The sequence below is a fragment of the Streptomyces ziwulingensis genome (assembly GCF_039542605.1).
GTDB lineage: Bacteria > Actinomycetota > Actinomycetes > Streptomycetales > Streptomycetaceae > Streptomyces > Streptomyces ziwulingensis.
On sequence record NZ_BAABIG010000054.1, the window covers coordinates 64,961 to 90,570 of the forward strand.

General features: G+C 73.3%; 21 protein-coding genes, 1 tRNA gene and 1 pseudogene. 7 read left to right on the forward strand and 16 right to left on the reverse strand.

Going from position 1 to position 25,610, the window contains the following annotated elements:
- Window positions 1-28: 28 nt before the first annotated feature.
- Window positions 29-2,110: an MDR family MFS transporter gene (locus ABEB00_RS24840; protein WP_345622387.1), complete on the forward strand. Its 2,082-nt coding sequence runs from the start codon at window positions 29-31 to the stop codon at window positions 2,108-2,110.
- A gap of 25 nt (window positions 2,111-2,135) precedes the next feature.
- Here ABEB00_RS24840 and ABEB00_RS24845 read toward each other — a convergent pair whose 3' ends face one another.
- Genes ABEB00_RS24845 through ABEB00_RS24855 form a run of 3 tightly spaced genes read right to left on the reverse strand, consistent with a single transcriptional unit; the run spans window position 2,136 to window position 5,730 of the window.
- Window positions 2,136-2,915 (reverse strand): sulfite exporter TauE/SafE family protein, encoded by a 780-nt coding sequence (locus ABEB00_RS24845; RefSeq protein ID WP_345622388.1) that lies wholly within the window; start codon window positions 2,913-2,915, stop codon window positions 2,136-2,138.
- Between the two features lie 40 nt (window positions 2,916-2,955).
- On the reverse strand, window positions 2,956-4,482 hold the full coding sequence (locus ABEB00_RS24850; RefSeq protein WP_345622389.1) for a long-chain-fatty-acid--CoA ligase: 1,527 nt from the start codon (window positions 4,480-4,482) through the stop codon (window positions 2,956-2,958).
- 60 nt (window positions 4,483-4,542) lie between these two features.
- Window positions 4,543-5,730: a thiolase family protein gene (locus ABEB00_RS24855; protein WP_345622390.1), complete on the reverse strand. Its 1,188-nt coding sequence runs from the start codon at window positions 5,728-5,730 to the stop codon at window positions 4,543-4,545.
- Between the two features lie 163 nt (window positions 5,731-5,893).
- Here ABEB00_RS24855 and ABEB00_RS24860 point away from each other — a divergent pair, with 163 nt between their 5' ends.
- The 5 genes and pseudogenes from ABEB00_RS24860 (at window position 5,894) to ABEB00_RS24880 (ending at window position 9,415) form a co-directional block, all read left to right on the forward strand.
- On the forward strand, window positions 5,894-6,703 hold the full coding sequence (locus ABEB00_RS24860; protein WP_345622391.1) for an alpha/beta hydrolase: 810 nt from the start codon (window positions 5,894-5,896) through the stop codon (window positions 6,701-6,703).
- A 313-nt stretch (window positions 6,704-7,016) separates the two neighbouring features.
- Complete coding sequence (locus tag ABEB00_RS24865) at window positions 7,017-7,499, forward strand: Dps family protein (RefSeq protein ID WP_345622392.1); 483 nt, start codon at window positions 7,017-7,019, stop codon at window positions 7,497-7,499.
- A gap of 32 nt (window positions 7,500-7,531) precedes the next feature.
- Entirely contained in the window at window positions 7,532-8,185 is a 654-nt protein-coding gene (locus tag ABEB00_RS24870) for an HhH-GDP family DNA glycosylase (RefSeq protein WP_345622393.1), read from the forward strand.
- Window positions 8,186-8,318: 133 nt separating this feature from the next.
- Window positions 8,319-8,780: pseudogene (locus ABEB00_RS24875) on the forward strand (hypothetical protein); the annotation flags it as partial.
- Window positions 8,781-8,887: 107 nt separating this feature from the next.
- Window positions 8,888-9,415, forward strand: coding sequence for an NUDIX hydrolase family protein (locus tag ABEB00_RS24880; protein ID WP_345622497.1), 528 nt, complete (start codon window positions 8,888-8,890; stop codon window positions 9,413-9,415).
- Window positions 9,416-9,452: 37 nt separating this feature from the next.
- On the opposite strand, the gene ABEB00_RS24885 is transcribed toward ABEB00_RS24880, so the two are convergent.
- Complete coding sequence (locus ABEB00_RS24885; RefSeq protein WP_345622394.1) at window positions 9,453-10,805, reverse strand: multidrug effflux MFS transporter; 1,353 nt, start codon at window positions 10,803-10,805, stop codon at window positions 9,453-9,455.
- Window positions 10,806-10,862: 57 nt separating this feature from the next.
- Between ABEB00_RS24885 and ABEB00_RS24890 the strand changes: the two genes are divergently transcribed.
- Window positions 10,863-11,366 carry a MarR family winged helix-turn-helix transcriptional regulator gene (locus tag ABEB00_RS24890; RefSeq protein WP_345622395.1) on the forward strand — a complete coding sequence of 168 codons (504 nt, stop codon included), beginning with the start codon at window positions 10,863-10,865 and terminating at the stop codon, window positions 11,364-11,366.
- 6 nt (window positions 11,367-11,372) lie between these two features.
- On the opposite strand, the gene mnhG is transcribed toward ABEB00_RS24890, so the two are convergent.
- From mnhG to ABEB00_RS24950, 12 genes are all read right to left on the reverse strand, one after another.
- Window positions 11,373-11,750 (reverse strand): monovalent cation/H(+) antiporter subunit G, encoded by a 378-nt coding sequence (mnhG, locus tag ABEB00_RS24895; RefSeq protein ID WP_345622396.1) that lies wholly within the window; start codon window positions 11,748-11,750, stop codon window positions 11,373-11,375.
- A complete protein-coding gene (locus ABEB00_RS24900; protein ID WP_345622397.1) occupies window positions 11,747-12,064 on the reverse strand; it encodes an MrpF/PhaF family protein in 318 nt (105 codons plus the stop codon). Before ABEB00_RS24900 ends, mnhG begins: the two co-directional genes overlap by 4 nt.
- Complete coding sequence (locus ABEB00_RS24905) at window positions 12,061-12,660, reverse strand: Na+/H+ antiporter subunit E (RefSeq protein WP_345622398.1); 600 nt, start codon at window positions 12,658-12,660, stop codon at window positions 12,061-12,063. Before ABEB00_RS24905 ends, ABEB00_RS24900 begins: the two co-directional genes overlap by 4 nt.
- Complete coding sequence (locus ABEB00_RS24910; RefSeq protein WP_345622400.1) at window positions 12,657-14,384, reverse strand: Na+/H+ antiporter subunit D; 1,728 nt, start codon at window positions 14,382-14,384, stop codon at window positions 12,657-12,659. The genes ABEB00_RS24905 and ABEB00_RS24910 overlap by 4 nt, the downstream gene beginning before the upstream one ends.
- The gene (locus ABEB00_RS24915) at window positions 14,381-15,172 is read right to left on the reverse strand and encodes a Na(+)/H(+) antiporter subunit C (RefSeq protein WP_345622401.1); all 792 of its coding nucleotides are present in this window, start codon (window positions 15,170-15,172) and stop codon (window positions 14,381-14,383) included. Before ABEB00_RS24915 ends, ABEB00_RS24910 begins: the two co-directional genes overlap by 4 nt.
- Window positions 15,169-18,084, reverse strand: a complete 2,916-nt coding sequence (locus ABEB00_RS24920; protein ID WP_345622403.1) for a Na+/H+ antiporter subunit A — start codon at window positions 18,082-18,084, stop codon at window positions 15,169-15,171. Before ABEB00_RS24920 ends, ABEB00_RS24915 begins: the two co-directional genes overlap by 4 nt.
- Window positions 18,085-18,283: 199 nt before the next feature.
- The gene (locus ABEB00_RS24925; RefSeq protein WP_345622404.1) at window positions 18,284-19,276 is read right to left on the reverse strand and encodes a LysR family transcriptional regulator; all 993 of its coding nucleotides are present in this window, start codon (window positions 19,274-19,276) and stop codon (window positions 18,284-18,286) included.
- A gap of 24 nt (window positions 19,277-19,300) precedes the next feature.
- The gene (locus ABEB00_RS24930; protein ID WP_345622405.1) at window positions 19,301-20,683 is read right to left on the reverse strand and encodes a hypothetical protein; all 1,383 of its coding nucleotides are present in this window, start codon (window positions 20,681-20,683) and stop codon (window positions 19,301-19,303) included.
- A 155-nt stretch (window positions 20,684-20,838) separates the two neighbouring features.
- On the reverse strand, window positions 20,839-22,113 hold the full coding sequence (locus tag ABEB00_RS24935; protein ID WP_345622407.1) for an alginate lyase family protein: 1,275 nt from the start codon (window positions 22,111-22,113) through the stop codon (window positions 20,839-20,841).
- Window positions 22,110-23,855, reverse strand: a complete 1,746-nt coding sequence (locus ABEB00_RS24940; protein WP_345622409.1) for a glycosyl hydrolase family 28-related protein — start codon at window positions 23,853-23,855, stop codon at window positions 22,110-22,112. The genes ABEB00_RS24935 and ABEB00_RS24940 overlap by 4 nt, the downstream gene beginning before the upstream one ends.
- Before the next feature lie 112 nt (window positions 23,856-23,967).
- Window positions 23,968-25,212 carry a glycoside hydrolase family 88 protein gene (locus ABEB00_RS24945; protein WP_345622410.1) on the reverse strand — a complete coding sequence of 415 codons (1,245 nt, stop codon included), beginning with the start codon at window positions 25,210-25,212 and terminating at the stop codon, window positions 23,968-23,970.
- Between the two features lie 269 nt (window positions 25,213-25,481).
- Window positions 25,482-25,555: transfer RNA gene (locus ABEB00_RS24950), tRNA-Pro, on the reverse strand.
- Window positions 25,556-25,610: the final 55 nt, after the last annotated feature.

Sequence of the window (25,610 nt, forward strand, 5' to 3'; positions counted from 1 at the left end):
GCCGGGCGGCCGATGTGATCGTGAGCGTGTGACAGTCGCCGAGAAGCCGCAAGGGACCGCCGCCGCCCAGCCGCCGGTGCTGGACCCCCGGCGCCGCAACGTCGTCTTCGTCACGATCGTGCTGGGGATGCTGCTCGCCGCCCTGGACCAGACCATCGTCGGTACCGCGCTGCCGACGATCGTGTCGGATCTCGGCGGTGCCGAGCACATGTCCTGGGTGGTCACCTCGTACCTGCTCGCCGAGACCGTCGCCACCGTGCTGGTCGGCAAGTTCGGCGACCTGTTCGGGCGCAAGATCGTCTTCCAGGTGTCGGCGATCGTGTTCATCGTCGGCTCGTTCCTGTGCGGGCTGGCGACCAACATGACGCTGCTGATCCTGTGGCGGGCGATGCAGGGCATCGGCGCGGGCGGGCTGATGGTCACCGCGATGGCGCTGATCGCCGATGTGATCCCGCTGCGCGAGCGCGGCAAGTACCAGGGCGCCATCGGTGCCGTCTTCGGCGTCTCCACGGTCATCGGGCCGCTCCTCGGCGGACTGTTCACCGACCATCTGACCTGGCGCTGGGCGTTCTACGTCAACGTGCCCATCGCGATCGTCGTGGTGATCGCCGCGGCCCGCACCATCCCGGTGGTGAAGTCGGCGGCCCGGCCGGTCATCGACTACCTGGGCATCGCGCTGGTGGCGATCGGCGCCAGCGCGCTGATCCTCGCGACGAGCTGGGGCGGCAACCAGTACGCCTGGGGTTCGCCCGTGATCATCGGGCTGTTCGCCGGCGGGGTGATCGCGCTCGGCCTGTTCTGCTGGGCGGAGCGCCGGGCGGCCGAACCGATGCTGCCGATGCGGCTCTTCGGCAATCCCGTCTTCACGGTCTGCTCGATCCTCAGCTTCATCGTCGGTTTCGCGATGCTCGGCGCGATGACGTACCTGCCGAGCTACCTGCAGTACGTCGACGGCGACTCGGCGACGGTCTCGGGGGTGCGCACCCTGCCGATGGTGATCGGGCTGCTCGCCTTCTCGATCCTCAGCGGGACGGTGGTCAGCCGGACCGGGAAGTACCGGCTGTTCCCGATCGCCGGCTCGCTGGTGATGGCGCTCGGCCTGTATCTGATGTCCCGTATGGGCCCGTCCACCGGAGCCGCGCTGGAGTCGCTGTACATGTTCGTGCTCGGCGCCGGCATCGGACTGTGCATGCAGGTGCTGATCATCGCCGTGCAGAACACCGTCGAGTACGCGGACCTGGGCACCGCGACCTCGGGCGTCACCTTCTTCCGTACCCTCGGCAGTTCCTTCGGCACCGCCGTCTTCGGCACCATCTACGCCAACTCGCTCACGCCTCATCTCCGTGACGGCGTGGCGGCGGCCGCCGCGACCGGCGCGGCGGACCCGGCCTCGATCGGCCGGGCGGCCACCAGCCCCGAGGGGGTGCACGGGCTGCCGTCCGCCGCGGCGGCCCCGGTCATCGACGCCTACGCGCAGACCATCCAGACGGTCTTCCTGTGGACGGTGCCGGTCGCCGCGCTGGGCTTCCTCGTGGCGCTCTTCCTCAAGCAGGTGCGGCTGCGCGACAGCGCGCGGGCCGGCTCCACCGACCTGGGCGAGGGGTTCGCCTCGCCGACCGACGCCGACTCGCGCCGGGTCCTCGAAGGGACCGTCGGGAAGATCATCGGGTCGACGGAGCTGGACACCGCGCGCCGGATCATCGCGGACAGCGACACCCGGCTGGACGTGGCCGGCGCCTGGGCGGTGATGCAGGTCGAGCTGTTCACCCGGCTGGTGGGGCATGCCGGTCTCGGGCTGATCGCCGCGCGCCGCAGGCTGCCGCCGGAGGTGCTGCTGCCGGTGTTCGACCGGATGGTCCAGGAGGGGTATCTGACCCGGAACGGCTCGCTGCTCTCGCACACCGAGGCGGGGGCCCGGGAGGCCGCGGTGATCGCGGGCGCCTGGACCGCCTGGCTGGAGGAGCGGGTGGCGCGGGACATCGGCCGTCCCTCGGACGCGGACGTGCGCGCGGCGGTCGACGCGATCGCCAAGCGGCTGCTGGTGGAGGATCTGAGCAGCGGGCTGCCGCGGCGGACGCGGCAGCCGGCCGGCGCGACCGCGGGAGGCTGACCGGCCGGTCCGCGGCGCTCGAACCTCAGCGCAGCAGCAGTTGGAGGCCGCCGGCCACCGTCGCCGCGATCACCAGGCGTTCGAAGAGGCGCTGGTTGATGCGGTTCACGGCCCACTTGCCGAGCAGGGCGCCGGGCACCACGAACAGGACGAGGGCGGCGTCGAGCAGCAGCGAGTGCCCGTCGATCAGCCCGAGGCCCACGCTGAACGGCAGCTTGGAGACGTTGACGATCAGGAAGAAGAAGGCGGAGGTGCCGAGGAAGCCCAGCTTCCGGAAACCGGCGGAGAGCAGGTACAGCGACATCACCGGCCCGCCCGCGTTGGCGACCATGGTGGTGAAGCCGCCGAGGACGCCGTACGAGCGGGCCTTGACCCGGCCCGCGCGCGAGGTGGTCCCCTCCTCCGGCTCCTCCGGCCGGGCCCCGGCGGTCCGCCGGCGCCAGAGCGTCACCCCGGCCATCAGCAGCAGGATCGCGCCGATGGAGGTCCGTACGGCGGTGTCGTCGGCCCGGAGCAGGAACAGGGTGCCGACGACCACGCCGGCGCCGACCGCCGGGAAGAGCCGCCAGAGGGTGGGCCAGTGCGCGTGCCGCCGGTAGGTGAGGACGGCCAGTACGTCACCGGCGATCAGCACCGGCAGCAGGATGCCGGTGGAGGCGCGGGCGGGCAGGACCGCCGCGAAGATCGCGAGGCTGACCGTGTTGGCCCCGCTCACGGCGGTCTTGGAGAAGCCGACGAGCAGAGCCGCGGCGGCCAGCGCCGCGAACTCCCAGCCGGTGAGGTGCCAGATCGTCATCATGTCCATTGCGAGGACCGATGCTAATCGCCCCTGCCCACCGGCGGCGTCACCGGGCTTCGGGGACCCGCTGCGCGTACAGCGCCCGCAGTTCGCGCTTGAGCACCTTCATGCTGGGGCCCAGCGGCAGGGTGTCCGCGAACTCCACGCGGCGCGGGTACTTGTGCCGGCCGAGGTGCTCCTTGGACCACTCGGTGATCTGCCCGGCGTCCGAAGCGGCGCCCGGGGCGGGCACCACCACGGCGCACACCTCCTCGCCGTGCAGTTCGTCCGGCAGGCCGATGACGGCGACCTGGGCGACGCCGGGGTGGCGCGCCAAGACCTCCTCGACCTCTCGCGGGTAGACGTTGAAGCCGCCGCGGATGATGACGTCCTTCTTGCGGTCGACGATGCGCAGGAAGCCCTCGTCGTCCTTGGTGCCGAGGTCCCCGGTGCGGAACCAGCCGTCGACCAGCGCCTCGGCGGTGGCCTCGGGGCGGCCCAGGTAGCCGGAGAAGACGTTGTGGCCGCGGATCACGACCTCGCCCAGTTCGCCGGGCGGCAGCAGTTCGACGTGTCCCTCGGCCTCGGCGCGGGCGATCTCGACGTCGACCCCCCACAGCGGATGGCCGATGGTGCCCGGCCGGGCGCCGAACACCGGCTGGTTCACGGCCGCCGCCGGGGAGGTCTCGGACAGCCCGTAGCCCTCGTAGATCCGGGCGCCGAACGCGGCCTCGAACCGTTCCAGCACGGCGACGGGGAGGGAGGCGCCGCCGGAGACGCACACCCGCAGTCCGGGCAGCGCGTCCGCCTGTCCGGCCGCGGCGGCCAGGGCGACGAACATGGTGGGCACCCCGTGGAAGGTGTTGACCTTCTCCCTCACCATCAGCTCGATGGCGCGGGCCGCGTCGAAGCGGGGCAGCAGCACGAGGGTCGCCCCGGCGCGCCAGGTGGAGTTCAGGGAGACGGTCTGGCCGAAGGCGTGGAAGAGCGGCAGCGCGCCGAGCGCGATGTCCTCGGGCCGGATGTCGTTGGCGTCGAAGGCGTTGACGGTCGCGTTCATCACCAGGTTGAAGTGGCTGAGCACGGCGCCCTTGGGGACGCCGGTGGTGCCGCTGGTGTAGAAGACGACGGCCGGGTCGTCGGCGTCGCGGGTGAGGTACGAGGGCAGTGGTTCGGCGTCCGCCGCGAGCCGGGCGAACTCCTCGCCGAGGGTGATCACCCGCACGCCCGCCGCGCGGGCCGCGGCCGTGCCCGTCTCCGCCTGCGCGGGGTGGACCAGCAGCAGGGTGGCGGCGCTGTCGGTGAGGACGTGCTCGACCTCCTCGGCGGAGAGCAGCAGGTGGACCGGGACCACGACACCGCCCGCGGCGGCGATCGCGAAGTACGCCTGCGGGAACTCCGCGGTGTTGGGGGCCATCAGCGCGATCCGGTCCCCCGGCCGCACCCCGAGGCCGGTGAGGGCACCGGCGCGGGCGAGGGCCCGCTGCCACACCTCGGCGAAGGTCAGCCGCAGGTCGCCTTCGACCAGCGCCTCCTTGTGGGGGCGGCGCCGGGCGTTCTCGGCGAGGATCGCGGCGACGGAAAGGGTTGCCATGGGGTGTTGCTCCGTTTCCTTGCGGCTCTGCAGGGTCGGGAAGGGGCCGTACGGGCGGGATCAGCGCCGTTCGACGAGGACCGCACTGCCCTGTCCGACGCCGACGCACATGGTGGCCAGCCCGCGGGCCGCTCCGGTACGGCGCATGCGGTGGAGCAGGGTGGTGAGGATGCGGGCGCCGGAGCAGCCGAGCGGGTGGCCCAGCGCGATGGCGCCGCCGTAGGGGTTGACCAGGCCGGGGTCGATGCCGAGTTGGTCCACGCAGGCGAGCGCCTGGGCGGCGAACGCCTCGTTGAACTCGGCCTCCTCCAGGTCGGCGACGTTCCATCCGGCGCGGGCCAGGGCCTTGCGGGTGGCGGGAACGGGTCCGATGCCCATGACGTCCGGGTGGACGCCGGCCGAGGCGCCGGCGACGTACCGGCCGAGGGACTCCAGGCCCAGGTCGGCCAGGGCCTCCTCGCTGACCAGGAGGAGGCCGGCGGCGCCGTCGTTCATCGGGGAGGCGTTGCCCGCGGTGACCGTGCCGCCCGCGCGGAACACCGGCTTCAGACGGCCCAGCTTCTCCAGCGAGGTGTCCTCGCGGACGCACTCGTCGGCCGAGACGGTGACGCCGTCGGGGCGTTCGACGGGGAGCAGCTCGGCGTCGAAGCGGCCGTTCTCGCGGGCCTCGGCGGCGAGCCGGTGGCTGCGCAGCGCGAACTCGTCCTGGCGTTCGCGGGGCACGCCGTACCGCTCGGCGACCTCCTCGGCGGTCTCGCCCATGGCCAGCACTCCGTGCAGGTCCTTCATCGCCGGGTTGACCAGCCGCCAGCCGAGGCGGGTGTCGGCGGTCTCCATGCGGTGCGGCAGCGCCTCGTCGGGGCGGGGCAGCACGAAGGGCGCGCGGCTCATCGACTCCGAGCCGCCCGCCAGGACGATGTCCGCCTCGCCGGCGGCGATGGTGCGGGCGGCGGTGGTGACGGCCTCCAGACCGGAGGCGCACAGGCGGTTCACGGTGGCGCCGGGGACCGTCTCGGGCAGACCGGCGAGCAGGGCGGCCATGCGGGCGACGTTGCGGTTGTCCTCACCGGCCTGGTTGGCGGCGCCCCAGTGGACGTCGTCGATCCGGGCCGGGTCGAGCGCGGGGGCGTCGGCGACCAGGCCGCGGATCACGGTGGCGGCGAGGTCGTCGGGGCGCACGGTGGACAGGGCGCCGCGCAGCCTGCCGATCGGGGTGCGGCGGGCGGCCGCGAAGTGGACGGGACGCACGGGAGGTCTCCTGATCGTCGTCGCTCGGCCGCCGTCGGTCGGCCGTCGCCGGGCGGATCGCCACGAGCCTTAATTAGCACTGCTAGTTTTGGACTATAGACCGCCGCGCGGCCCGCTGGGAAGATCCCCCGGAGAGCCCTTCACCGACGCAGCCGGAGGAGTCATGGCCGAGGCCCGCGCGCACACCCTGACCGGGACCCGGGGGCGGCTCGCCGTCCACGAGTGGCCCGCGTCACACCCCCGTTACGTGGCACTGCTGGCGCACGGGTACGGCGAGCACGCCGGCCGCTACGAGGAGGTCGCCGGCGTACTGACGGCGCACGGCGCGGCCGTCTACGCCCCCGATCACCTGGGGCACGGCCGCTCGGACGGCGAGCGGGTGCTGATCGAGGACTTCGAGGAGGTCGTCACCGACCTGCGCGCCGCGGCGGACCTCGCCCGGACCGCCCACCCGGGCCCGCCCCTCGTCCTGGTCGGCCACTCCATGGGCGGACTGATCGCCGCCCGGTACGCCCAGCGCCACCCCGGGACCCTCACCGCGCTGGCGCTGTCCGGGCCGGTGATCGGCGACTGGGAGCTGCCTCGCCGGCTGCTCGCCCTCGACGAGATCCCGGACATCCCGATCAGACCGTCCGCGCTCTCCCGGGACCCGGCGGTCGGGGCGTCGTACGCGGCGGACCCGCTGGTGTGGCACGGGCCGATGAAACGGCCGACGCTCCGGGCGTTCGTCCGGACGCTGGAGACGGTGGCCGGGGGCGGCGACGCCGGGCCGGTCCCCCTGCTGTGGCTGCACGGCGACGACGACCGGCTGGTACCGCTGCCCGGCAGCCGCCCCGGCGTCGAGCGGCTCGCCGGCGCGGAACTGACGACGAGGATCTACCCGGGCGCCCGGCACGAGGTGTTCCTGGAGACCAACCGCGACGAGGTACTGGCCGACCTGACCGGGTTCCTGGACGGCGTCCTGGCACGCTGACCGCACGGGAGCAGGTGCGCCGAGACATACGGGTGGGCGGTACGGGTGGGCGGTACGGGTGTTTGCGCTGGTGCGGCCGGGGCACTCGGGCTGCCATGGAGTGGTTGCGCCGCGCGGCCCGTCCGCGACAGGACCCCCGGGACCCCGACCCGCCCTTCCCGGTGGGGACGGCCCCGGCCCGGTGTGACATCCCCGCCGCACGCGTCCGTGGCCGGCACCCGGTGACCGGCCCGTGTCCGGGAGGGAACCCGCGGGCCGCGGCGCCACGCACCGCTCCGTGTCAACGAGTCGACGCCACAAGGAGTAAGACCTCATGACTGTCGTGAAGAGCACGATCCCCGAATCGGCCCGCCAGGTCACCGGGGACGCGCTGCAGAGCACGCTCGTGGATCTTCTCGGGCTCTCCCTGATCGGGAAGCAGGTGCACTGGAACATCGTCGGGCCGCGGTTCCGCTCGATCCACCTGCAGCTCGACGAAGTCGTCACCAGCGCACGGGACTTCGCGGACACCGTCGCCGAGCGCTCCTCCGCGCTGGGGATTCCCGCGGACGGCCGCCCGGAGACCGTCGCGTCGCAGTTCACGTTGCCCGGCCCGAAGGACGGCTGGGTGCGCGACACCGACGCCGTCAAGCTGATGGTCGAGGCGCTGGAGACCGCGATCACCCGGCTGCGCGAGCGGATCAAGGCGACCGACGAGCCGGACCCGGTCACCCAGGACCTGCTGATCAGCATCACCGCCGAACTCGAGAAGCAGCGCTGGATGTTCGACGCCGAGAACTGGCCGCGCGAGGACTGATCCGGCTCCGGGCGGACCGGGAGGAGCACCCGATGACCGCCGGCCGTGACGCGCGCGTCGTACGGGAACTCGTGGGCACGCACGGTCGTACGTACGCCGAGGAAGCGGGCATCGAGCTGACGGACGCCCCGCAGCCGCTGTACCGGCTGCTGGTGCTGGCCCATCTGCTCAGTGCCCGCATCCGCGGCTCCGTCGCGGTGGCCACCGCCCGCGCCCTGCACGAGGCGGGGCTGCGCGATCCGCGGCGGATGGCCGGCGCCACCTGGCAGGCGCGGGTGGACGCGCTCGGCCGGGGCGGCTACCGGCGCTACGACGAGCGCACCGCCACCCAGCTCGGCGTGGCGGCCGAGACGCTGAACGCGCGCTGGGGCGGTGACCTGCGCCGGTTGCGCGCGGAGGCGGACGGCGCGGTGCCCGGCTTGCGCGGGCTGCTCCAGGAGTTCCCCGGCGTGGGCCCCACCGGGGCCGACATCTTCCTGCGCGAGGTCCAGCGGGTGTGGCCGGAGGCCGCCCCTTACCTGGACCGCAAGGCGCTCCAGGGTGCGGCCCGGCTGGGCCTGCCGGAGGACCCCGACCGGCTGCTGGCCGCGGCCGGCGGAACCGACCCGGCCGTGCTCGCCGCCGCTCTGGTCCGTGCCTCGCTGGACAAGAAGGTCGCCGAGGACGCCCTGCGACGGGCCGGCTGACCACACCCGGCAACGGGCGGCACCGCCCTGCCGCGCACCGCGCGCGGGCTCACCCGAACGCCCCCGTGCGCTGGTGCCGCCCCGGGGGCGGTGATGCGCTGGGCGGACGCATCACGTCCCCAGGAGGCATCGCGACGACCTGCTGGGGAAACCGTCCGGCGGCTCCGCGCTCGCCGGTTTCCAGCAGGGCGGCTCCCGGCTGCTGGAGCAGGTCGCCGGCTACGACCGGGCCGCGCTGGACGACTCCATGGACTGGCTGAAGTCGCTGCCGGTGGCGTGCGACGAGTTCACCGCGACCGACTCCGCGAAGAAGAAGCGCACCGTGCAGGTGATCGAGGAGTCGGTGCCCGAGGTCGGCGACGCGCGCCAGGGACTGCGCCTGACGGTCGACGGCACCGCCGCCGGGGACCCCGCGACCCTCACCCTCGACCTCGCCGCCGTACGGGTCGGGGACAGCGCGCTCACCGTCACCGGCGGCGGACTCGACGGCGGTGCGCGGGACTCGGTCCGGCAGGGGGCGAGCGACGGCACCGAGCGGCTTCAGGACGTACTGGCCGGCCGCACACCCGCGCCCACGCCCGAGACCCTCGACTGAAGCGGCCGCCCGGCCGGACCCGGCGTGGCACAGCTCACAATTGTGCTGTCATGGAGCGGCACATGGGCAGCGAGGGCGACGGAAAGTATGATCAAGCGATGTCTGACATGACCGAAACCACGCCGGGCTGGCTGACGACCGACGAACTCGAATCGGCGCGCGCCCGCATGCCCATCCTGTACGTCGAGGCCGTACCCGTGCGCGTGGACGACAGCGGCGAAGTCATCAGCGTCGGTCTGCTCCTGCGCATCGGACCCGACGGCACGGTCAGCCGGAACCTCGTCTCGGGCCGGGTGCTGCACCACGAGCGGGTCCGCGACGCCCTCCTGCGCCACCTGGAGAAGGACCTCGGCCCGGTGGCGCTGCCCCGCGTGCCGGCCGCGCTCCAGCCGTTCACGGTGGCCGAGTACTTCCCCACGCACGGGGTCACGCCGTACCACGACCCGCGGCAGCACGCGGTCTCCCTCGCCTACGTGGTGCCGGTGACCGGCGACTGCCGGCCCCGGCAGGACGCGCTCGACCTGGTCTGGTTCAGCCCCGAGGAGGCGCTGTCCCCGGAGCTGGCGAGCGAGATGCCCGGCGGCCACGGGGTGCTGCTGAAGCAGGCGCTGGCACATGTGGGCCGCGTGCTCTGACCGCGCGACCGCACCCCGGCCGGCCCGGCCCGAGCGCTCAGCGGCCGGCCGGCCCGGCGCCCTCCGGTTCGCCGTGCCCCTGCCAGGGCCGGGCGAGTCCGGCGAGGACGCAGGCCGCCGCCACCGCGGCGACCAGCATGATCAGCGCCATGGGCAGTGAGCTGTCCTCCCCGAACAGCCCGACGAGCGGCGAGGCGACGGCACCGAAGAGGAACTGCAGTCCGCCGAGGAGCGCGGAGGCGGCGCCCGGGGCGTGCCGGGCCAGCGACTGGGCGAGGCTCATCGTGGCGGGGAAGACCAGGCCCATGCCGAAGCAGGTGACGAACAGCGTCGCCCAGGTGCCGGCCAGCGTCTCCCCCACCGCGACGACGAGCAGTACCTGCGCCAGCGCGCCGAGCAGCACCACGCCGACGCCCGCGGACAGCAGGGTGTTCAGCCGCAGCCGCCCGGTCAGCCGGGAGAAGACCGCGCCTGCGAGCAGGATGCCGATCGCGTTGCCGGCGAAGATCAGCGAGTAGAGCGTCGAGGAGACGCCGTGGATCTCCTCGAAGACGAAGCTGGAGCCGCTGATGTAGGTGAACAGCGCGGCGGAGACACAGGCGAGTACGAGCACGTACCCCATGAAGGTCCGCCGGCCGAGCAGGGCGCCCATCGCCCGGAAGGTGCCGGCCAGGCCGTCGGCGTGGCGCCGCTCGGGCGGGAGGGTCTCGGGGACGGTCCGGACCACCGCGAGCAGCAGCAGGACGCCGATCACGGCGAGGACGGCGAAGACCGCGCGCCAGGTGGAGACCGACAGTACGGCGCCGCCCAGCACCGGCGCGGCGACCGGCGCCACGCCCATGATCTGGGAGAGCACCGCGAAGTGACGCGGCAGGTCGGCGCCTTGGAAGCGGTCGGTGAGCACGGCGCGGGCGAGGACCATGCCGGCCGCGGCGGCCACGCCCTGGAGGAAGCGGGCGACGGTCAGCAGGGTGATGTCGGGGGCCACCGCGCAGGCCACGGAGAAGAGGACGAAGCCGACGGTGCCGCCCAGCAGCAGTCCACGGCGTCCCGTCCGGTCGCTCAGCGGGCCGATCAGGAGCTGGCCGACCACGAGTCCGGCGAGGAAGGCGGTCATCGTGAGCTGCACGGCCGCGCTGCTCGTGCCGAGCGCCTCACCCATGGCGGGGAAGCCGGGCACGTACATGTCGATGGCGAGCGGGGCGACGGCGGTCAGGGACGCCAGCACGGTGACCAGGACGGCGGGGCGTACGGCGGACGGGTCGGCCTTGCCGGACGCGTCGTGACCGGCGGGGCTGCCGGAGCCGGCGGGGCTGCCGGGACTACTGGAGCCGTCGGGGCTGCCGGGTGCGGCGTTCTGATGGGAGGGGGACGGGGACGGGGATATCATGGCGGTAACGGTAACCAATGGTTCACTGGTTAACAAAGTTGCGTGAGAGGCGGTCCGATGTTCCCCTCCCCGGCCGAGACCCGGGCCCGGTGGGCGGCGCGGCTCCCGGATCTCGACACCTCCCCGATGGAGGTGGTGGCCGCGCTCAAGAACGCCGTCGGTCTGCTCAACCACGCCGTCGACCCCCGCTACGCGGGGGCCTGCCTCACCCCCGCCGAGGTCGACGCCCTCGTCCCGCTGCGGCACGCCACCTCGCCGGTCATCGCCCGCCGGCTGGCCGAGCGCCTTGGCCTCTCCCCCGCCGGGGTCAGCAAGACCCTGGCCAAGCTGGAGCGGCGCGGTCTCATCGCGCGGACGCCGAACCCGGCCGACCGGCGCTCGGTCCTGGTCGAGATCACCGACGCGGGAGCGCGGGCCGTGGACGACCTCTTCCCGCGCCAGCTCGCCGCCGAGGTGGAACTGCTGGCCGGGCTCGGCGAAGACCGGGAGTGGGTGCTGAAGGCGCTGCGGCGGCTGGTGGAGGTCATGGAGAGCGTCCCCGGCGGTGCCCCCGGCCGGTGAGTTCCGCTACGTTCCGGGCCGCTCCCCGTCCCCGTCCCCGTCGCTGAGCTGCGGGTCGAGGTCGTCGCGGAGCAGGCCCCGGGAGCCCGTCTGGCCGGTGCGGTAGGCGGAGCGGGCCACCAGGTGGGAGGCGACCGGGCTGGTGAGGAACTGGAAGAAGGCGATCAGCGCGAGGGTGCCCAGGTCGATGCCGTCGCGCAGCCGCAGCGCGACCCCGACGAGGACCAGGAGCATCCCGAGGGTCTGCGGTTTGGTGGCGGCGTGGCTGCGGGAGAGCACGTCGGGGAAGCGGAGCATCCCGATCACGCCGAGCAGGCTCTGCAGGCAGCCCAGGAGGAGCAGGGCCGCCCCGATCAGGTCGGCCGCCTCGGACCAGAGGCTCACCGGTGGTCCTCCTTGCCGTCGGGCCGCCGCGCGGGCCGGTCGCGCACCGCGATGAACCGGGCGATGCCCACCGAGCCGGTGAAGCCGAGGAAGGCGAGGACCAGCATCACGGGGAAGTAGAAGGAGTCGCCGTCGTGGGCGGCCTTGACGCCGATGCCGGCGATGATCAGCGCCGCCGCCACGTCCAGGGCGACCGCGCGGTCCAGCATCGAGGGCCCGTACCAGATGCGGTGGAGCAGCAGGGCGCCCGCGACGAGGATCATCACGACCGCGGCGACCAGCATGGCCTCTTCTACGGTGTGCAGGACGGTCACGGCGAGAGGTCCCCTTCCGGTACGGGCCGGGCGGCGTGGGCGATGTCCTCGGCGGTGCCGAAGGCGCGGGCGACGAGTTCCTCCATGCGCCACACCGACCGCCGGGCGCTCTCGATCTCGCCGGGGTCGTCGGCGTCGAGGACGTGCAGGAACAGGGTGGCCGTCGACCGGCGCACCTCGATGACCGAGCCGCCGGGGACGTTGGAGACGGCGACGGCGGTCGCGGCGAGCATGAGGTCGCTGCGCACCCGCAGCGGAACCGCGACGACCGCCGCGTGGTAGGGGCCCTTGGTGAAGATCTGCCGGGTGACCTCGACGCTGGCGGAGAACATGTCGTAGAGCAGGTGGGTGGCGAGGCGCAGGATGCCCCACGGGCGCAGCCGCAGGCCGAGGTCGACGGCGGGCAGCGGGAAGGCGAGGCAGAGGCAGACCGCGACGATGACGCCGTTGACGAGGTTGCCCCAGGACGGGGTGCCCCACAGCAGCATCCAGATCACGGCGAGCCAGGCGATGAGCGGCAGGTCGAGGATGCGCCGGCCGCGGCCCACGCGGAAGGACCAGCTATAGGGGGAGCGGTCCCGCAGGAGGTTGCTCATCGGCCGAGGACCGCCTCGATGTAGGGGGTGCGGGCGAGGAGTTCGGTGGCGGCGGCCTCGGTGAAGGTGGTGAGCGGGCCGCCGAGCACGGTGTAGAGCAGGCCGAGGGCGACGGCGGCGCCGGTCGCGACCAGCATCGGCCAGGGCAGCCGCTTGGTGGTGGTGATGGACTGGCCGAGGAACCCGGCGGGGACCACGGCGCCCGCCGGCACCGGCAGGCCGCTCCCGGAGCCCGCCGCCCGCACGCTCCCCGCCGCGCCCTCGTCGGCGCCCTCGTCCGTACCCGCCCCCGCGTCGTCACCGCCACCGCCCTCCCCCTCGCGCTCCCGCTCCCCCTCGCCCTCGTCGTCCTCCGGTTCGTCCTCGGCGGATTCCAGCACCACGTCCTCCCCGTCGTACCCGGGCGGGGCGTCCCGCCAGAACGCGAGGTTCCAGACCTTCGCCATCACGTACAGGGTGAGCAGGCTGGTGGTGGCGGACCCGGCGACCAGCAGCCAGGCCCAGCCGCCGCCGTTGTCGACGCCCGCCCGCATCAGGCCGAGTTTGCCGATGAACCCGGAGAGCGGCGGGATGCCCGCGAGGTTCATCGCGGGGACGAAGAACAGCACGGCGAGCAGCGGCGCGGACCTCGCCAGGCCGCCGAGGCGGGTGAGTTCGGTGGTGCCGCCGCGCCGCTCGATGAGCCCGGCGACGAGGAACAGGGTGGTCTGCACGGTGATGTGGTGGGCCACGTAGACGATCGCCCCGCTGATCGAGCCGCGCCCGGCCAGCGCGATCCCGAAGACCATGTAGCCGATGTGGCTGATGAGGGTGAAGGAGAGCAACCGTTTCAGGTCGGTCTGCGCGACCGCGCCGAGGACGCCGATGACCATGGAGGCGAGCGCGGCGAGCATCAGCAGGTCGCCGAGGCGGTGGCCGGGGAAGAGCAGGGTCTGGGTGCGCAGCATCGAGTACACGCCGACCTTGGTGAGCAGACCGGCGAAGACCGCGGTGACCGGCGCGGGCGCGGTCGGGTAGGAGTCGGGCAGCCAGGCCGCGAGCGGGAAGACGGCCGCCTTGATCGCGAAGACGGTCAGCAGCATGGCCTCCAGCAGGGTGCGTACCCCGAGCGGGATCTCCTGCAGGCGCCCCGCGAGCTGGGCGAAGTTGACGGTCCCCGCGACCGCGTAGGCCATGGCGATCGCGACGAGGAACAGCACCGAGGAGAAGAGCGAGATGATCACGTACGTCGATCCGGCCCGGATCCGGGTCGCGGTGCCGCCGATGGTGAGCAGGACGAAACTCGCGACCAGCATGATCTCGAAGCCGACGTAGAGGTTGACGAGGTCTCCGGCGAGGAAGGTGCAGGAGACTCCGGCCACCAGGATCAGGTAGGCGGGGTGGAAGACGCCGACCGGGGTCTGGTCGTCGCGGTCGGCCATGCCCTGGCCCACCGAGTACAGGTTGACGAGCAGGGTGATGGCGCTGGACACGGTGAGCATCAGGCCCGCGAGGCGGTCGGCGACGAGGGTGATGCCGAGCGGCGGGGCGAAGTCGCCGAGGTTGACGCTGAGCGGGCCGTGGCGGTCGGCGGAGACCATGAGGATCACGGAGAGCACGAGGACCGCGCCGAGCACGGCGAGGCTGATGAACCGCTGGAACCGCTGGAGCCGTGGTCCGACGGCCAGTTTCAGGCCCGTCACGCACAGGGGCAGCAGTACGGGGAGGGGGACGAGCGCGTTCACCTGTTTCCTTCCGTGCCGGCGCCCTCGGGGTCGTCGGGCTGGTCGGGACCGTCCTGGCCGGGGCCGTCCTCGCCGGGCGGCGGGTGGCAGGAGTCCTCGCCGGGGTGCGAGTCGGGCTCGCGGCCGCTCTCCTCGGGGTCGTTGGAGGGCCCGGCGGAGCGGGCCGGGGCCGGTGCGGGCCGTCCCGTCGCGTCGGTGGAGCCCCGTTCCCGGCCGGCGCGGTAGTCCTCGGGGTCGGCGCCGAGGATGTCGTTCCAGAGGTTTCCCGAGACGTCGTTGGCGCGGGCCTGGTAGGCGCGTTCCGCACGGACCTTGCGGCGCAGCCGTTTGCGGGCGGCCCGGTAGCGGGCGTCCAGTTCGGGGTCGGTGCCGGGTTCGGCGCGGGCCTCGCGGTAGCGGTCGCGCAGTTCGCCGCGCCGGTGGAGGAACTCGGCGCGCAGGGCGACCAGCCGGTCCTCGGTGTCGTCGCTGATCTCGTCGGACCCGGTGACCTGGTGGCTGCGGTAGGCCATGGAGAGCAGGAACGCGGTGGTGGCCAGCGTGATGACGATCGCGGTGAGCGCGATGGCCTGGGGCAGCGGGTCGGTGACGCGGTTGCGGATGACGTGCGGGTAGAGCAGCGGCGCCTCGCCCGCGCTGCCGGTGGCGGCGAGGACCAGCAGGTTGACGCCGTTGCCGAGGACGACCGCGCCGAGCAGGATGCGGGTCAGGGAGCGGGTGAGCAGCAGGGTGGCGCCGACCGCGCTGAGGACGGCGGCGGTCACCAGGAGGGCGAGGCTCACGGTCATGCGGGGCCCGCCTTTCGGCGCGGGGCGCGCTGGGCGGTGGCCCGTTCGATCTGGCGGTCGATGCGGGCGCCGAGGGCCCGCACGATGTCCAGGACCACGCCGAGGACCAGGAGGTGGACACCGCCGTCGAAGAGGACGGCGCTGGAGAGGTGGGCGTCGCCCCACACGGGGAGGTGGCCGTGCCAGGTCCAGCCGTGCAGCACGGTGCCCTCGGCGAGGCCGCCCAGCGCGACCCCGGTGGACAGGAACAGGCCGAGGCCGGTGAAGAGGCCCGGCTTGAAGCGCACGGCGTCGGCGAGTTCGTGCCGGCCGCCCGCGAGGTAGCGGGCGATGAAGGCCACGCCGGCGGTCATCCCGGCGACGAAGCCGCCGCCCGGCAGGTTCTCCGCGCACATCAGCAGGTAGACGGAGAGGACCAGGATGGGGTGGAAGATGAGCCGGGCGACCACTTCGAGGACGAGGGAGCGGCGCTCGGGCGCGAGGGTGGAACTGGCGGCGAGCCAGGTCCGCTCCGGGGCACCCTCGTCGCCGCTGGGCAGGCCCGCCAGTTCGTACGACGACGCCCGCCAGGCGGTGCGCAGCACGGCGTGCGGATGGTCGCCGGGCAGCGGGCGTACGGGCTGCTCGGCGCTGTCGGTGCGGCGGTGCAGGTAGATGAGGCTGGTGACGCCGATCGCGGCGGCGGCGAGCACGGCGGACTCCCCCATCGTGTCCCAGGCCCGCAGGTCGACGAGGATCGTCGCGACGACGTCCTTCAGGCCGTGGTGGGCGGTCTCCTCGACCATCGCCGCCCCGGCGCTCCCGGCCCGGCGGTGCCCGGCCATGATCCAGACGACGACGGCGACGGCGGCGCCGCCCGCGAGCGCCACCGGCATCCGCAGCACCCGCCGCCACCGGCTGTAGCTCTCCTCGAAGCGGACCGGCATCCGGCGCAGTACGAGCACGAAGACGATCATCGAGACGGTCTCCACGCAGAACTGGGTCAGCGCCAGGTCGGGCGCGCCCTGCACGACGAAGAGCAGCCCGGTGCCGTACCCGGTGAGGCCGGCGAGCACGACGGCCTTCATCCGGCGCCGCACCCCTAGGCAGAGCAGGGCGACGGCGCAGGTCAGCACGGCGACCCCGGCCTGGGCGGGGTGGTCCCACAGGCGCGGGGCGGGTACTCCGGCCCAGGGTTCGTCGGCGACGAGTACCGCGATCTGACCGGCGAGGACCACGCACAGGGTCGTCACGAGGTACACCGACAGCGAGCCGCGCTGCACGAAGCCGGTGCACTGCAGGGCGGTGCGTTCCAGGCCGAGCAGGAACCGGCCGAAGACGCGGTCGGCGGGGCGCCACGCGAAAAGCTGCCCGGCGCGCACGACGGGACCCGCGGCGAGGAAGAGCAGCACACCGCCCGCCCAGGCCGCGCAGGACAGGCCGAGGGCGAGCCCCGCACCGTGCCACCACGCCAGGTGGTACGGGTGGGCGGGCGCCGGGAACTGCCCGGCGTAGGTGCCGAGCAGGCCCTGGAGCCAGGAGACGCCGGGGCCGAGGACGAGACCGGCCAGCGCGAGCACGGCGGGCGGCGCGAGGAAGGCCGGGGAGACGGCGTGCGCGTCCGTGTCCGCGACCCCCGGTTTGCGGGCGAACGCGCCCCACAGGTACCGCAGGGTGTAGGCGGTGGTCAGCGCCGAGCCGACGACGGTCATGGCGAGCGCCCAGCGGTCGGCGGGGGTGCCCTCCAGCAGTGACTGGAACGCCGCCTCCTTGGCGGCGAACCCGAGCAGCGGCGGTACGGCGGCCATGGAGAGCCCGGCGACGACGGCGACCGCGCACACGGCGGGCAGTTGCCGCCCGAGGCCGGACAGGCGGCGCAGGTCACGGGTGCCGGTGGCGTGGTCGATGACTCCGGTGACCAGGAAGAGCGGGGCCTTGAACAGGGCGTGCCCGAGGATCATGGCGGTGGCGGCGAGACCGGTGTCGTGGCGTCCGGCCCCGGTGAGCACGGTGAGGAAGCCGAGCTGGCTGATGGTGCCGTGGGCGAGGACGAGTTTCAGGTCGTTCAGGCGCAGCGCCCGCCAGCCGCCCAGCAGCATGGTGACGGAGCCGAGGACGAGCAGGAGCGGGCGCCAGGGCGTGACCTCGGCGAAGGCGGGGGCGAACCGGGCGATGAGGTAGACGCCGGCCTTGACCATCGCGGCGGCGTGCAGATAGGCGCTGACCGGCGTGGGGGCGGCCATGGCGTTGGGCAGCCAGAGACTGAACGGCCAGATCGCGGACTTGGAGAGGGCGCCGACGAGGATCAGGGTGATCGCCGCGGAGAGCGCCGCCGACGCGGGCGGCGGGTCGGCGAGGATCGCCGAGATCCGGTAGGTGCCCGCCTCGTGGCCGAGGAGCAGGAAGCCGACGAGCATGGTCAGTCCACCGAGCGTGGTGACCGTGAGGGCCTGCAGCGCGCTGCGCCGGTTCCGCTTGTGGTCGCTGGTCTGCCCGATCAGCAGGTAGGAGAAGACGGTCGTCAGCTCCCAGAAGATGTAGAGCAGGACGAGGTCGTCGGCGAGGACCAGACCGAGCATCGCCCCGGCGAAGGCGAGCAGGTTCCCGGCGAACCTGCCCAGGTGCCGCGATCCGTCGTCGAAGTAGGAGGCGCAGTAGACGAGGACCAGGGTGCCCACGCCCGCGGCGAGCAGCACCATCAGCTCGGCGAGGGCGTCCAGGCGCAGCGCCCAGTGCACGCGGTAGGCGGGCAGCCAGGCCCAGTCGAAGGTGTCGGCGCCGCCCGCGGCCGTGGTGCTCCACCGGGTGGCCGCCCAGCCGGCCGCCGCCGCGGGGGGCAGGGCCAGCACGAGGAAGGCACGGGTGCCCCACCACTTCACGAGGGGCGCGGCGCACAGCGCGAGCACGAAGTGGCAGAGGATCAGCGCGGTCATGCGGGTCCGGGGAGGGGCCGCGCGGACGCGGGGACGGCAGGAGGACAGGACACCCGACAGTGATATATCGGGCATCTCGCCGGGTCGCCCCGGCGCGCCGCAGCCGCCCGATACTCCTCGCCGCCGGCTCGCCGGTGGCTTGCCACCGGCTTGCCACCGGCCTTCTACTGGCCCGCCACCGGCTCGCTACTGGCTCTTGCTACTGGCTTGCCGGCAGGCCGGCCTCGGGGGGCCGGCCGTCCCTGTTCCCCCGGTCCCTGGCCGGGAGCACCCAGCTCGGGGTCCAGGTCGCCGGGGCGTCGAGGCGGTCCGGGAGGGCGGCGAGGTGGACGCGGAGGGCGGTCAGCGCCGGGTGGGGGTTGTCGCGGTGCCAGAGCAGCGAGTGCGGATAGACGGGTTCCGGGTCGGTCACCGGGATGCGGCGCAGACCGTGGCCGGCGGGCCAGACGAGGCGGGTGTGCTCGCCCATGAAGGTGGCCAGGGCGGGGGTGCCGGCGACGGTGTCGAGGAGCGCGTCGGAGCCGAAGTTGGGCCCGGTCGCCTCGATGGTGAGGCCGAACTCGGCGACGAGGTCGTCGTAGTAGGCGGCCCACTCGCTGCCGGGGACGATGCCGGGCATCCAGATCCGGTGCCCGGCGAGCCGGGCGAGGGGCACCGACCGGGCGTCCGCCAGCGCGTGGGCGGGACCGGTGAGGAGCTGGAGCGGTTCGTCGAGCACCCGGACGGAGTCGATGTCCTCGGGAAGGGGCCGGCCGGGCACGCCGACGGCGCGGAACGACGCGTCGATCTCCCCGGACCGGACGGCGGCGACGGCCCTCTCCATGTCGAGCAGCCACACCACGTCCAGCTCGGTGCCGGGGTGCGCGTGGTGGAACGCGCGCATCAGGCCGGACGCCGCGCCGCGCGAGGCGAGCACGTCGACACGGAGCGGTCGGCGGCCGACCCGCACGGACGCGACCGCGCGGTCGGCGACCCGCAGCAGCTCGCGCGCGTGCGGCAGGAACGCCTGCCCGTCGATGGTGAGTTCGGCGCCGCGCGCGGTACGGGTGAACAGCCGCACGCCGACGCCGCGTTCCAGTACGGCGATACGCTTGGAGACGGCCTGCTGGGTGACGGCCAGCTCGGCGGCGGCCTCCTGGAACTGTCCCGCGTCGGCCACGGCGACGAAGGTCCGGACGGTGTCGAGGTCCATGCCGACACCTTAGGGTCCGTGCGATCAATCCGGCTGCGGCTGCGGCTGCGGCTGCGGGGCCGCCACGGCAGTGGCGGCCCCGGGGTCCTCAGGGCTTACCGAATCCTCGGGGTTCGCCGGGCCCTCCGGGAGCTTCGCGGGGCGGTCACCGGCGGTCGCCAGTTCCTCCAGGGCCTGGCGCCACCGGGCGGGAAGGCTCTCGGTGCCGGGGAGGGCTTCGTCGAGGCGGAAGCACACACTCGCCTCGCCCGCGTAGACGAGCATGGCGACCGCGAGGGGCGCGCCCGGCGGGCAGCACATCAGGGGATCGATCCGGTCCACCACCGCGTCGCCGTAGCGCAGTCGCTTGCGCATCACCAGGCAGGAGGCGACCAGCGTGAGCCGGCCCGGGGCGGTACTCAGTTCCACGAGGCGCTTCAGGAGCCAGGCGGGGAGACGGGTGAGGGCCGCGCGCAGGACGGCCCGGTGCCCGGGCAGCTTCAGGGCCGAGGTGGCCGCGGGAGTGCCGGCGAGCCGCTGGGCGAGGGGAAGGGGGCCGCCCGGGAGGTCGACGCGGGTCAGGAAGAAACGGTTGCCGGGGGCGGTCGCCTCGTCGGCCGTGCGCAGGTCGACGGGGACCATGACGGGGAGCGGGGCGTCGGCGGCGCGGGTCCAGGCGGTGGCCGCCCACCCGGCGATCGCGTGGCCGAGGGCGGCGAGGTAGACGTCGTTGATGCTGGCCTCTCCGGAACCGGCACGGGCCGCCGCCTTGAGCCACGCCGCGGGGGCCCGGACCCGCAGCGTGCGGCGGCAGTCCGACAGCGGCTGTCCGGGGGAGGTCCACAGATGGTGCTTCCTGGCATGCCGCAGCAGGACCTTGGTGCTCCGCAGCACCTGCCGCAGCGGGGGCCGGGGCGCGGCGGGCAGTGCTCGCGGCGCCGCCGTCGGCCGCTGAGCCGGCGCCCCCGGCCCGAAGAGTGCCCCCAGGACCGTGACGATGGTGCCGCCGTCCTGCACGCTGTGGTGGGCCAGGTAGACCAGCGCGAACCCGTCGGGGACATGCCCGTGCAGCAGGACCACCCGCCAGGCCGGCGCCTGTTCGGGCCAGGACTCACCCAGGAGGCCGCGCACCGCGGTCTCGACGGCTTCGGGGCCGCTCCCCACCCGGAGTACGCCGACGTGACGCGTCACGTCGGGGACGGCCCGCACCCACCGCGCCCTGCGGCCCCGGCCCCGCAGGAGGTGCACCAGGCAGGGAAGGCGGGTCATGCGGGCGGCGACGTGCTCCCGCAGGTCGGTCAGTGCGGGTACCGCCCCGGTCAGGTGCAGCACCGCCCCGATGGTCGAGGCCGCGTCCGGGTGATCGGCTCGCCGCTCGACATCACGCAGGAAGAGATCGGCCGCGCTGGGAGCGAGGAACGTTCGCATGTCCGTCATCTCTGTCGGGGAAGGAGGTCGGCCACCGGACACAACCCGGCCGAGTGTGCGAGTGAACGATTGGGTCCATCAGCACAACGACCCCGAACAGCCCTGGTCACGGCGGTGCAGCGGTCTCGTGGAGCTGGGCCCGGGCCGGCCGTGGTTCAGCCGGCGATGGAGTCCAGTTGCTCCGGCGCCGGGCGCAGTGACCACAGGTCGCCTCCGGGAGGTTCCTCCAGTGAGCGCAGGGCGGCGCGGGCCCGGGGGTCTCCCGCGTCGGCGGCCGCGTGGACGACGTCGGTGGCGGCGTACCGGTGGAATTCGAGTTCCGGATGCGGCCAGGCGGTGGTGCCGGTGGCGGCGGGCAGGAGATGGTCGACGGCTCCGAACAGGCTCTGTCCCTCCGGGCCGCGGTACGCCCACAGGTTCACGCCGACGTGCCGGCCGATCGCGGCGAGCCGGGTGTGCGCGACCAGGGTGAAGGTCGAGTAGTGCCAGCTACGGGTCCTGGCCAGTTCCTGGGGCTGGCTCCCGTCACCGGCGATCTGGGGCGTGAGGCGCCTGGTCGCGGCCCGCCGGACGGTGTCCCGCGCCAGGGTCTTGTCGCCGGTGACGTAGGCGAGGGCGGCGAGCTGCATGTCGTAGAAGGTGCCGTGGTTGTTGGTGGCGGCGTCCTCCTGCCGGCCGAAGTCGCCGTCGCGCAGCCAGGTGAGGAAGTCCTTGTTCCACCGCGTCATGCCGGTGTCGTCGGCCGCCGTCCAGCCGGGGGCGCCGGTGTTCAGGAGGGCGACCGCGTCGAGGACGCTGGTGTACGACTGCGAGAAGTCGATGATGCCGATCGCCCGGCCGTCGTACTTGCAGGGGATGAACTGCGCGTGGTCGAGGTGGGGGTTCATGCGGGTGGCGGGGTCCAGGAACCAGGTGCGCAGGATCTGGCCGGCCTTGCGGGCGTACCGGCCGTCCTCGGTGTAGTACCAGGCGAGGGCGAGGTCGTAGACGGAGTCGACCACCTTCTCCAGGTCCTGGCGGTCGGTGCCGGTGTCGACCTCGGGGTTGCGCCGGCCGTCGCGCTGCACGTACGGGCAGCCCCACTCGTTGCCCGGGCCCGGCGTCTGGGAGGGCCACCAGTAGGGGGCCTGGCTGAGGTAGTCGTGGACGTCGCCGCCGGGCGCGGGGCGGGGTTTGTCGATGACCGTCCAGGGGCCCTGGCCCAGCCACGCGTCGGCGCGGGCCGTCAGCGCCCGAGCCGCGCGGCGCAGCCGGGTGTCGCCGCGGTCCAGAAGGTGTTTCGTCTGTTGCAGGCGGACGCCGTCGAGGACGGCTGTCCGGGGGACGCGGTGTGCGGCGCTCGCCTCGGGCGCCGAGACGGCCGGGGTGGCGCCCGCGGCGAGTGCCACCAGGACGGCAGGCAGCACAGCCAGCCGATGCCTCGCTCTCATCGCCGGTCTCCTTTCGTGTGGGTGCCCAGATCGCGTTTCGTGTGGGTGCCCAGGTCGCGCTGGGCCTCGTAGAGATTGCGCGGGCGCACCACGCCGGTCGTGCCGTACAGCTCCAGCCGGCTGCGGAGGTCGCCGGTGAAGTCGGGGACGTCGGTCTGGTCGAACTCGCGGACCTCGTTGATGCCGACCGTGGCGGAGTTGGGGGCCAGGCCGTCGATCTTCATGAGGCCGGCGCGGCCGTTGGTGACGCGGATGTTCCAGTGGGTGAAGCGGGCGCCGAAGAGCGGACCGGCGCTGGCGTCGCCGCCGTGCCGGCCGTCGTTGTCGACGGTGATGTCGGTGCGCACATTGGCGAACGGCATGCCCCGGTGGCTGTCGAAGGTGCCCATGCGCATGTCCCCGCGGGACCAGACGTTGTGGGAGGACAGGCCCTCGACGTTGATGCCGTGCAACTGGGTGCCGGCCGGGGCCGGGGTGGTGCGGTCCTCGATGGTGAAGTCCTCGACCAGGTTGTCGTGCGAGCCCTCGCGGCAGAAGTACGGGTGGTGGGAGCCGCGCCCCTCGACGCGGGTGCGGCGCAGTGTGCAGGCGGAGGCGGCGACCAGGCCGAAGCCGTTGTCGGCGTGCCGGACCGTCACGTCGTCCACCCAGCAGTCGTACGCGCACTGCAGCACCACGCCGTTGTGGCCCAGGTCCAGGAGATGGGGTTGCTGCGGGGTCTGCACCGCCTCCAGGGTCAGCCCCTCCACGCCCGCGCCGGTCAGCTCCGGTACGTGGGTGGTCAGCCGCGGGTCCCACTCGGGGCGTACGTCGAGGGGGAGCGGGCGCTCCAGAGTGACCTCGTGGCCGTGGACGCGGGTGACGCGGACGGGCCACTCGTAGGGGACGTAGGACAGCAGCTTGGTCTTGTCGGTCCAAACATACTCCCCGGCGCCGGGCCCGTCACCGGCCATGTGTGCCAGCAGGGTGTGCGCGGCGTCGTCGGCGAGGCGCAGCAGGACCAGGGCGCCGGGACGCAGCCGGGCCGGGTCCGTGACCGTCACCGTCCGGTCGCCCCGGCGGGCGGGGGCCACCTCGGTGAGCGTGCGCCACTCGTCGCGGCGGTTGCCGGTCCAGCCCTCGAACGGCCACGCCCCGGTCCTGATCGCCCCGGTCAGGGAGTTCCAGCGGGCCTCCGGGGCCAGCCAGATCAGGCCACCGGCCCAGGACCAGGACGACTTGTCACCGCCGTAGCGGGAGCCGTACGGGCCGATCAGCTCGGTGAGGTTCTTCGTGGCGTACAGCGTCGTGCGGCCGCTGCCGGCGCCGCGCAGCACGACGTGGGAGTGGCCGAGCCGGATCAGGCCGTCGATGCGGAACGTGCCGGGCGGGACGGTGACCGTGCCGCCGCCGGCCTTCCCGGCGGCGGCGATGGCCCGGTTGATCGCGGGAGCGCAGTCCGTCCGCCCGTCCGCCACGGCTCCGAAGTCGCGTACGTCCGCGATGACCGGATGCCGGGGCGGGCGGGCCGCCCCGGCACCGAAGCCCGCCCGGCCGATGTAGGGGATCTGGGCATGCCGGTACGGGTCACGGGTGAACTCCCGCCACAACACCGGCACTTGACCGGGCGCACCCGTGGTGGCGGCAGCGGTCCCGCTTCCCGAGACGACGCCCGTGACGGCGCCCGCGGCCGCGACCGCGGCGCCGCCCAGCAGACCGCGCCTGGTGATACCGGTGGTGTTCCCGCTCTCGTCACCCGTCATATCGGGTTCCTCCCGCTCTCTCATGGGCCGGACCGGACCGGATCGCATGGGTGTCCTCGTCCATGGGTGTCCTCGTCCATCCATGGGTGTCTTCGTCCTCGTCTGCGGCGGGTCAGCGGCTCGACAGGTCGATCGCCCGGTCGACGTCCCCCGGTCGCAGGAGGCGCAGGATGCCTTCCAGCAGGTAGTAGTCGGCGTAGGGGAGCGAGATCTCGACCCCGTCCTCGGCCGGCCGGTTGCGGGTGCAGCGCGCGACGACGGCGTCGGCACGAGAGGACTTGCGGGTCAGGCAGGTCCGGGACAGCGCCGTGAGCAACCGCACGGCGACCTCGCGGTAGGCGCGCTCCCCCGTCACGGCGGCCAGGTCCAGCAACCCGCATGCCATGACCGCGCCGGCCGAGGCGTCCTTGATGTCGTGCGGCTGCTGCGGCGCCCGGTAGTCCCATACGGGTACGTGGTCGGCGCCCAGTGCGCCGATCGCGAAGTCGGCGAGCTTGCGCGCGGTCGCCAGGAACTCCGGGTCGCCGGTGCGGCGGTGCAGGGTGGTGAACCCGTAGATCCCCCAGGACTGCCCACGGGCCCAGCACGAACGGGGGCTGTAGCCCTGCACGGTGCCGGGCCCGATCGGGGTGCCGGTGTCCGGGTCGAAGTCGAAGACGTGGGGGGTGGAGCCGTCCGGCCGGGGGAAGTGCCGCTGTGTGGTCCGGGCGTGTTCGACGGCGATGTCCAGGTACCGGGCGTCCCCCGTCTGACTGCTCGCGAAGGCCAGCAGGTCCAGGTTCATCATCGTGTCGATGATGACGCGGCCCGCGTTGTTCGCCTCGTCCAGCCGGCCCCACGCCCGCAGGAAACGCCCGCGCGGGTTGTACCGCCGGATCAGCGAGTCGGCCGCCCGCAGAGCACCGGACCGCCAGACTTCGTCACCGGTCAGCCGCCAGGCGGTGACCCATGAGGGAGTGAACAGGAAGCCCAGGTCGTGGGTGGTGGTGTCGTACTGGCGGGGAGCCAGACGGCGTGCCCAGTCGAGGGCCAGGGTCCGCAACCCGCTGTCCTCGCTGTGCAGGTACGCCATCCACAGCGTCCCCGGCCAGAATCCGCCGACCCAGTCCCCGTTCGGCGAGTAGACCCATTTCTCGAACTTCGTGCCGACGGGGAACCCCGTCACCTGCGGAGCGACGGCCCGCACCTTCTCGACCGCGTAGTCCGCCGCCGCCCGCAGCGTCCTGCGCACCTCGGCCGACGGCAGCAGGTCGGCGGCTCGCGCCTGTGGCGCGAGTGACGCTCGGGTGACGGCGGTGGCAGCGGTGGCGGTGGCCGTGACCGCCGTGGTGAGGACCGTGCGCCGGGACATGACCATGCGTGTGACACCCCTCAACTCGCATCGAGACGTTGTCATGAGCGTGGCACAAGGGGTCACGGACGTACACCCATGTGCATATTGTTCATGTACGTGACCGAGTGAGCCTCGACCATGACCCGATCGACTTCCGATCGGTCTCCGTCGGCCTCCGTCAGCCTCCGTCGGTCCCTGACCGGTCCCCGATCGGTCCCCGAACGGCTCCAGGAACGGCGAAGGGCCGGTTTCGGATCTCTCCGAAACCGGCCCTCACCTGCGACTGTCTCCAGTCGGGACGACAGGATTTGAACCTGCGACCCCTTGACCCCCAGTCAAGTGCGCTACCAAGCTGCGCCACGTCCCGATGCCCGCCTGACCTGGGGTTTCCCCCAGCAGGACGTGCAGGAAAACCATACCTC

Bases quoted from the DNA above. Each gene is read 5' to 3' on its own strand.
- ABEB00_RS24915 (WP_345622401.1), bottom strand. From the start codon at position 15,172: ATGACCGTGAGCCTCGCCCTCCTGGTGACCGCCGCCGTCCTCAGCGCG.
- ABEB00_RS24885 (WP_345622394.1), bottom strand. From the start codon at position 10,805: ATGATATCCCCGTCCCCGTCCCCCTCCCATCAGAACGCCGCACCCGGC.
- ABEB00_RS24850 (WP_345622389.1), bottom strand. From the start codon at position 4,482: ATGGCAACCCTTTCCGTCGCCGCGATCCTCGCCGAGAACGCCCGGCGC.
- ABEB00_RS24890 (WP_345622395.1), top strand. From the start codon at position 10,863: ATGTTCCCCTCCCCGGCCGAGACCCGGGCCCGGTGGGCGGCGCGGCTC.
- ABEB00_RS24935 (WP_345622407.1), bottom strand. From the start codon at position 22,113: ATGAGAGCGAGGCATCGGCTGGCTGTGCTGCCTGCCGTCCTGGTGGCA.
- ABEB00_RS24845 (WP_345622388.1), bottom strand. From the start codon at position 2,915: ATGGACATGATGACGATCTGGCACCTCACCGGCTGGGAGTTCGCGGCG.
- ABEB00_RS24925 (WP_345622404.1), bottom strand. From the start codon at position 19,276: ATGGACCTCGACACCGTCCGGACCTTCGTCGCCGTGGCCGACGCGGGA.
- ABEB00_RS24945 (WP_345622410.1), bottom strand. From the start codon at position 25,212: ATGGTCATGTCCCGGCGCACGGTCCTCACCACGGCGGTCACGGCCACC.
- ABEB00_RS24930 (WP_345622405.1), bottom strand. From the start codon at position 20,683: ATGCGAACGTTCCTCGCTCCCAGCGCGGCCGATCTCTTCCTGCGTGAT.
- ABEB00_RS24870 (WP_345622393.1), top strand. From the start codon at position 7,532: ATGACCGCCGGCCGTGACGCGCGCGTCGTACGGGAACTCGTGGGCACG.
- ABEB00_RS24940 (WP_345622409.1), bottom strand. From the start codon at position 23,855: ATGACGGGTGACGAGAGCGGGAACACCACCGGTATCACCAGGCGCGGT.
- ABEB00_RS24860 (WP_345622391.1), top strand. From the start codon at position 5,894: ATGGCCGAGGCCCGCGCGCACACCCTGACCGGGACCCGGGGGCGGCTC.
- ABEB00_RS24865 (WP_345622392.1), top strand. From the start codon at position 7,017: ATGACTGTCGTGAAGAGCACGATCCCCGAATCGGCCCGCCAGGTCACC.
- ABEB00_RS24920 (WP_345622403.1), bottom strand. From the start codon at position 18,084: ATGACCGCGCTGATCCTCTGCCACTTCGTGCTCGCGCTGTGCGCCGCG.
- ABEB00_RS24880 (WP_345622497.1), top strand. From the start codon at position 8,888: ATGACCGAAACCACGCCGGGCTGGCTGACGACCGACGAACTCGAATCG.
- ABEB00_RS24905 (WP_345622398.1), bottom strand. From the start codon at position 12,660: ATGAGCAACCTCCTGCGGGACCGCTCCCCCTATAGCTGGTCCTTCCGC.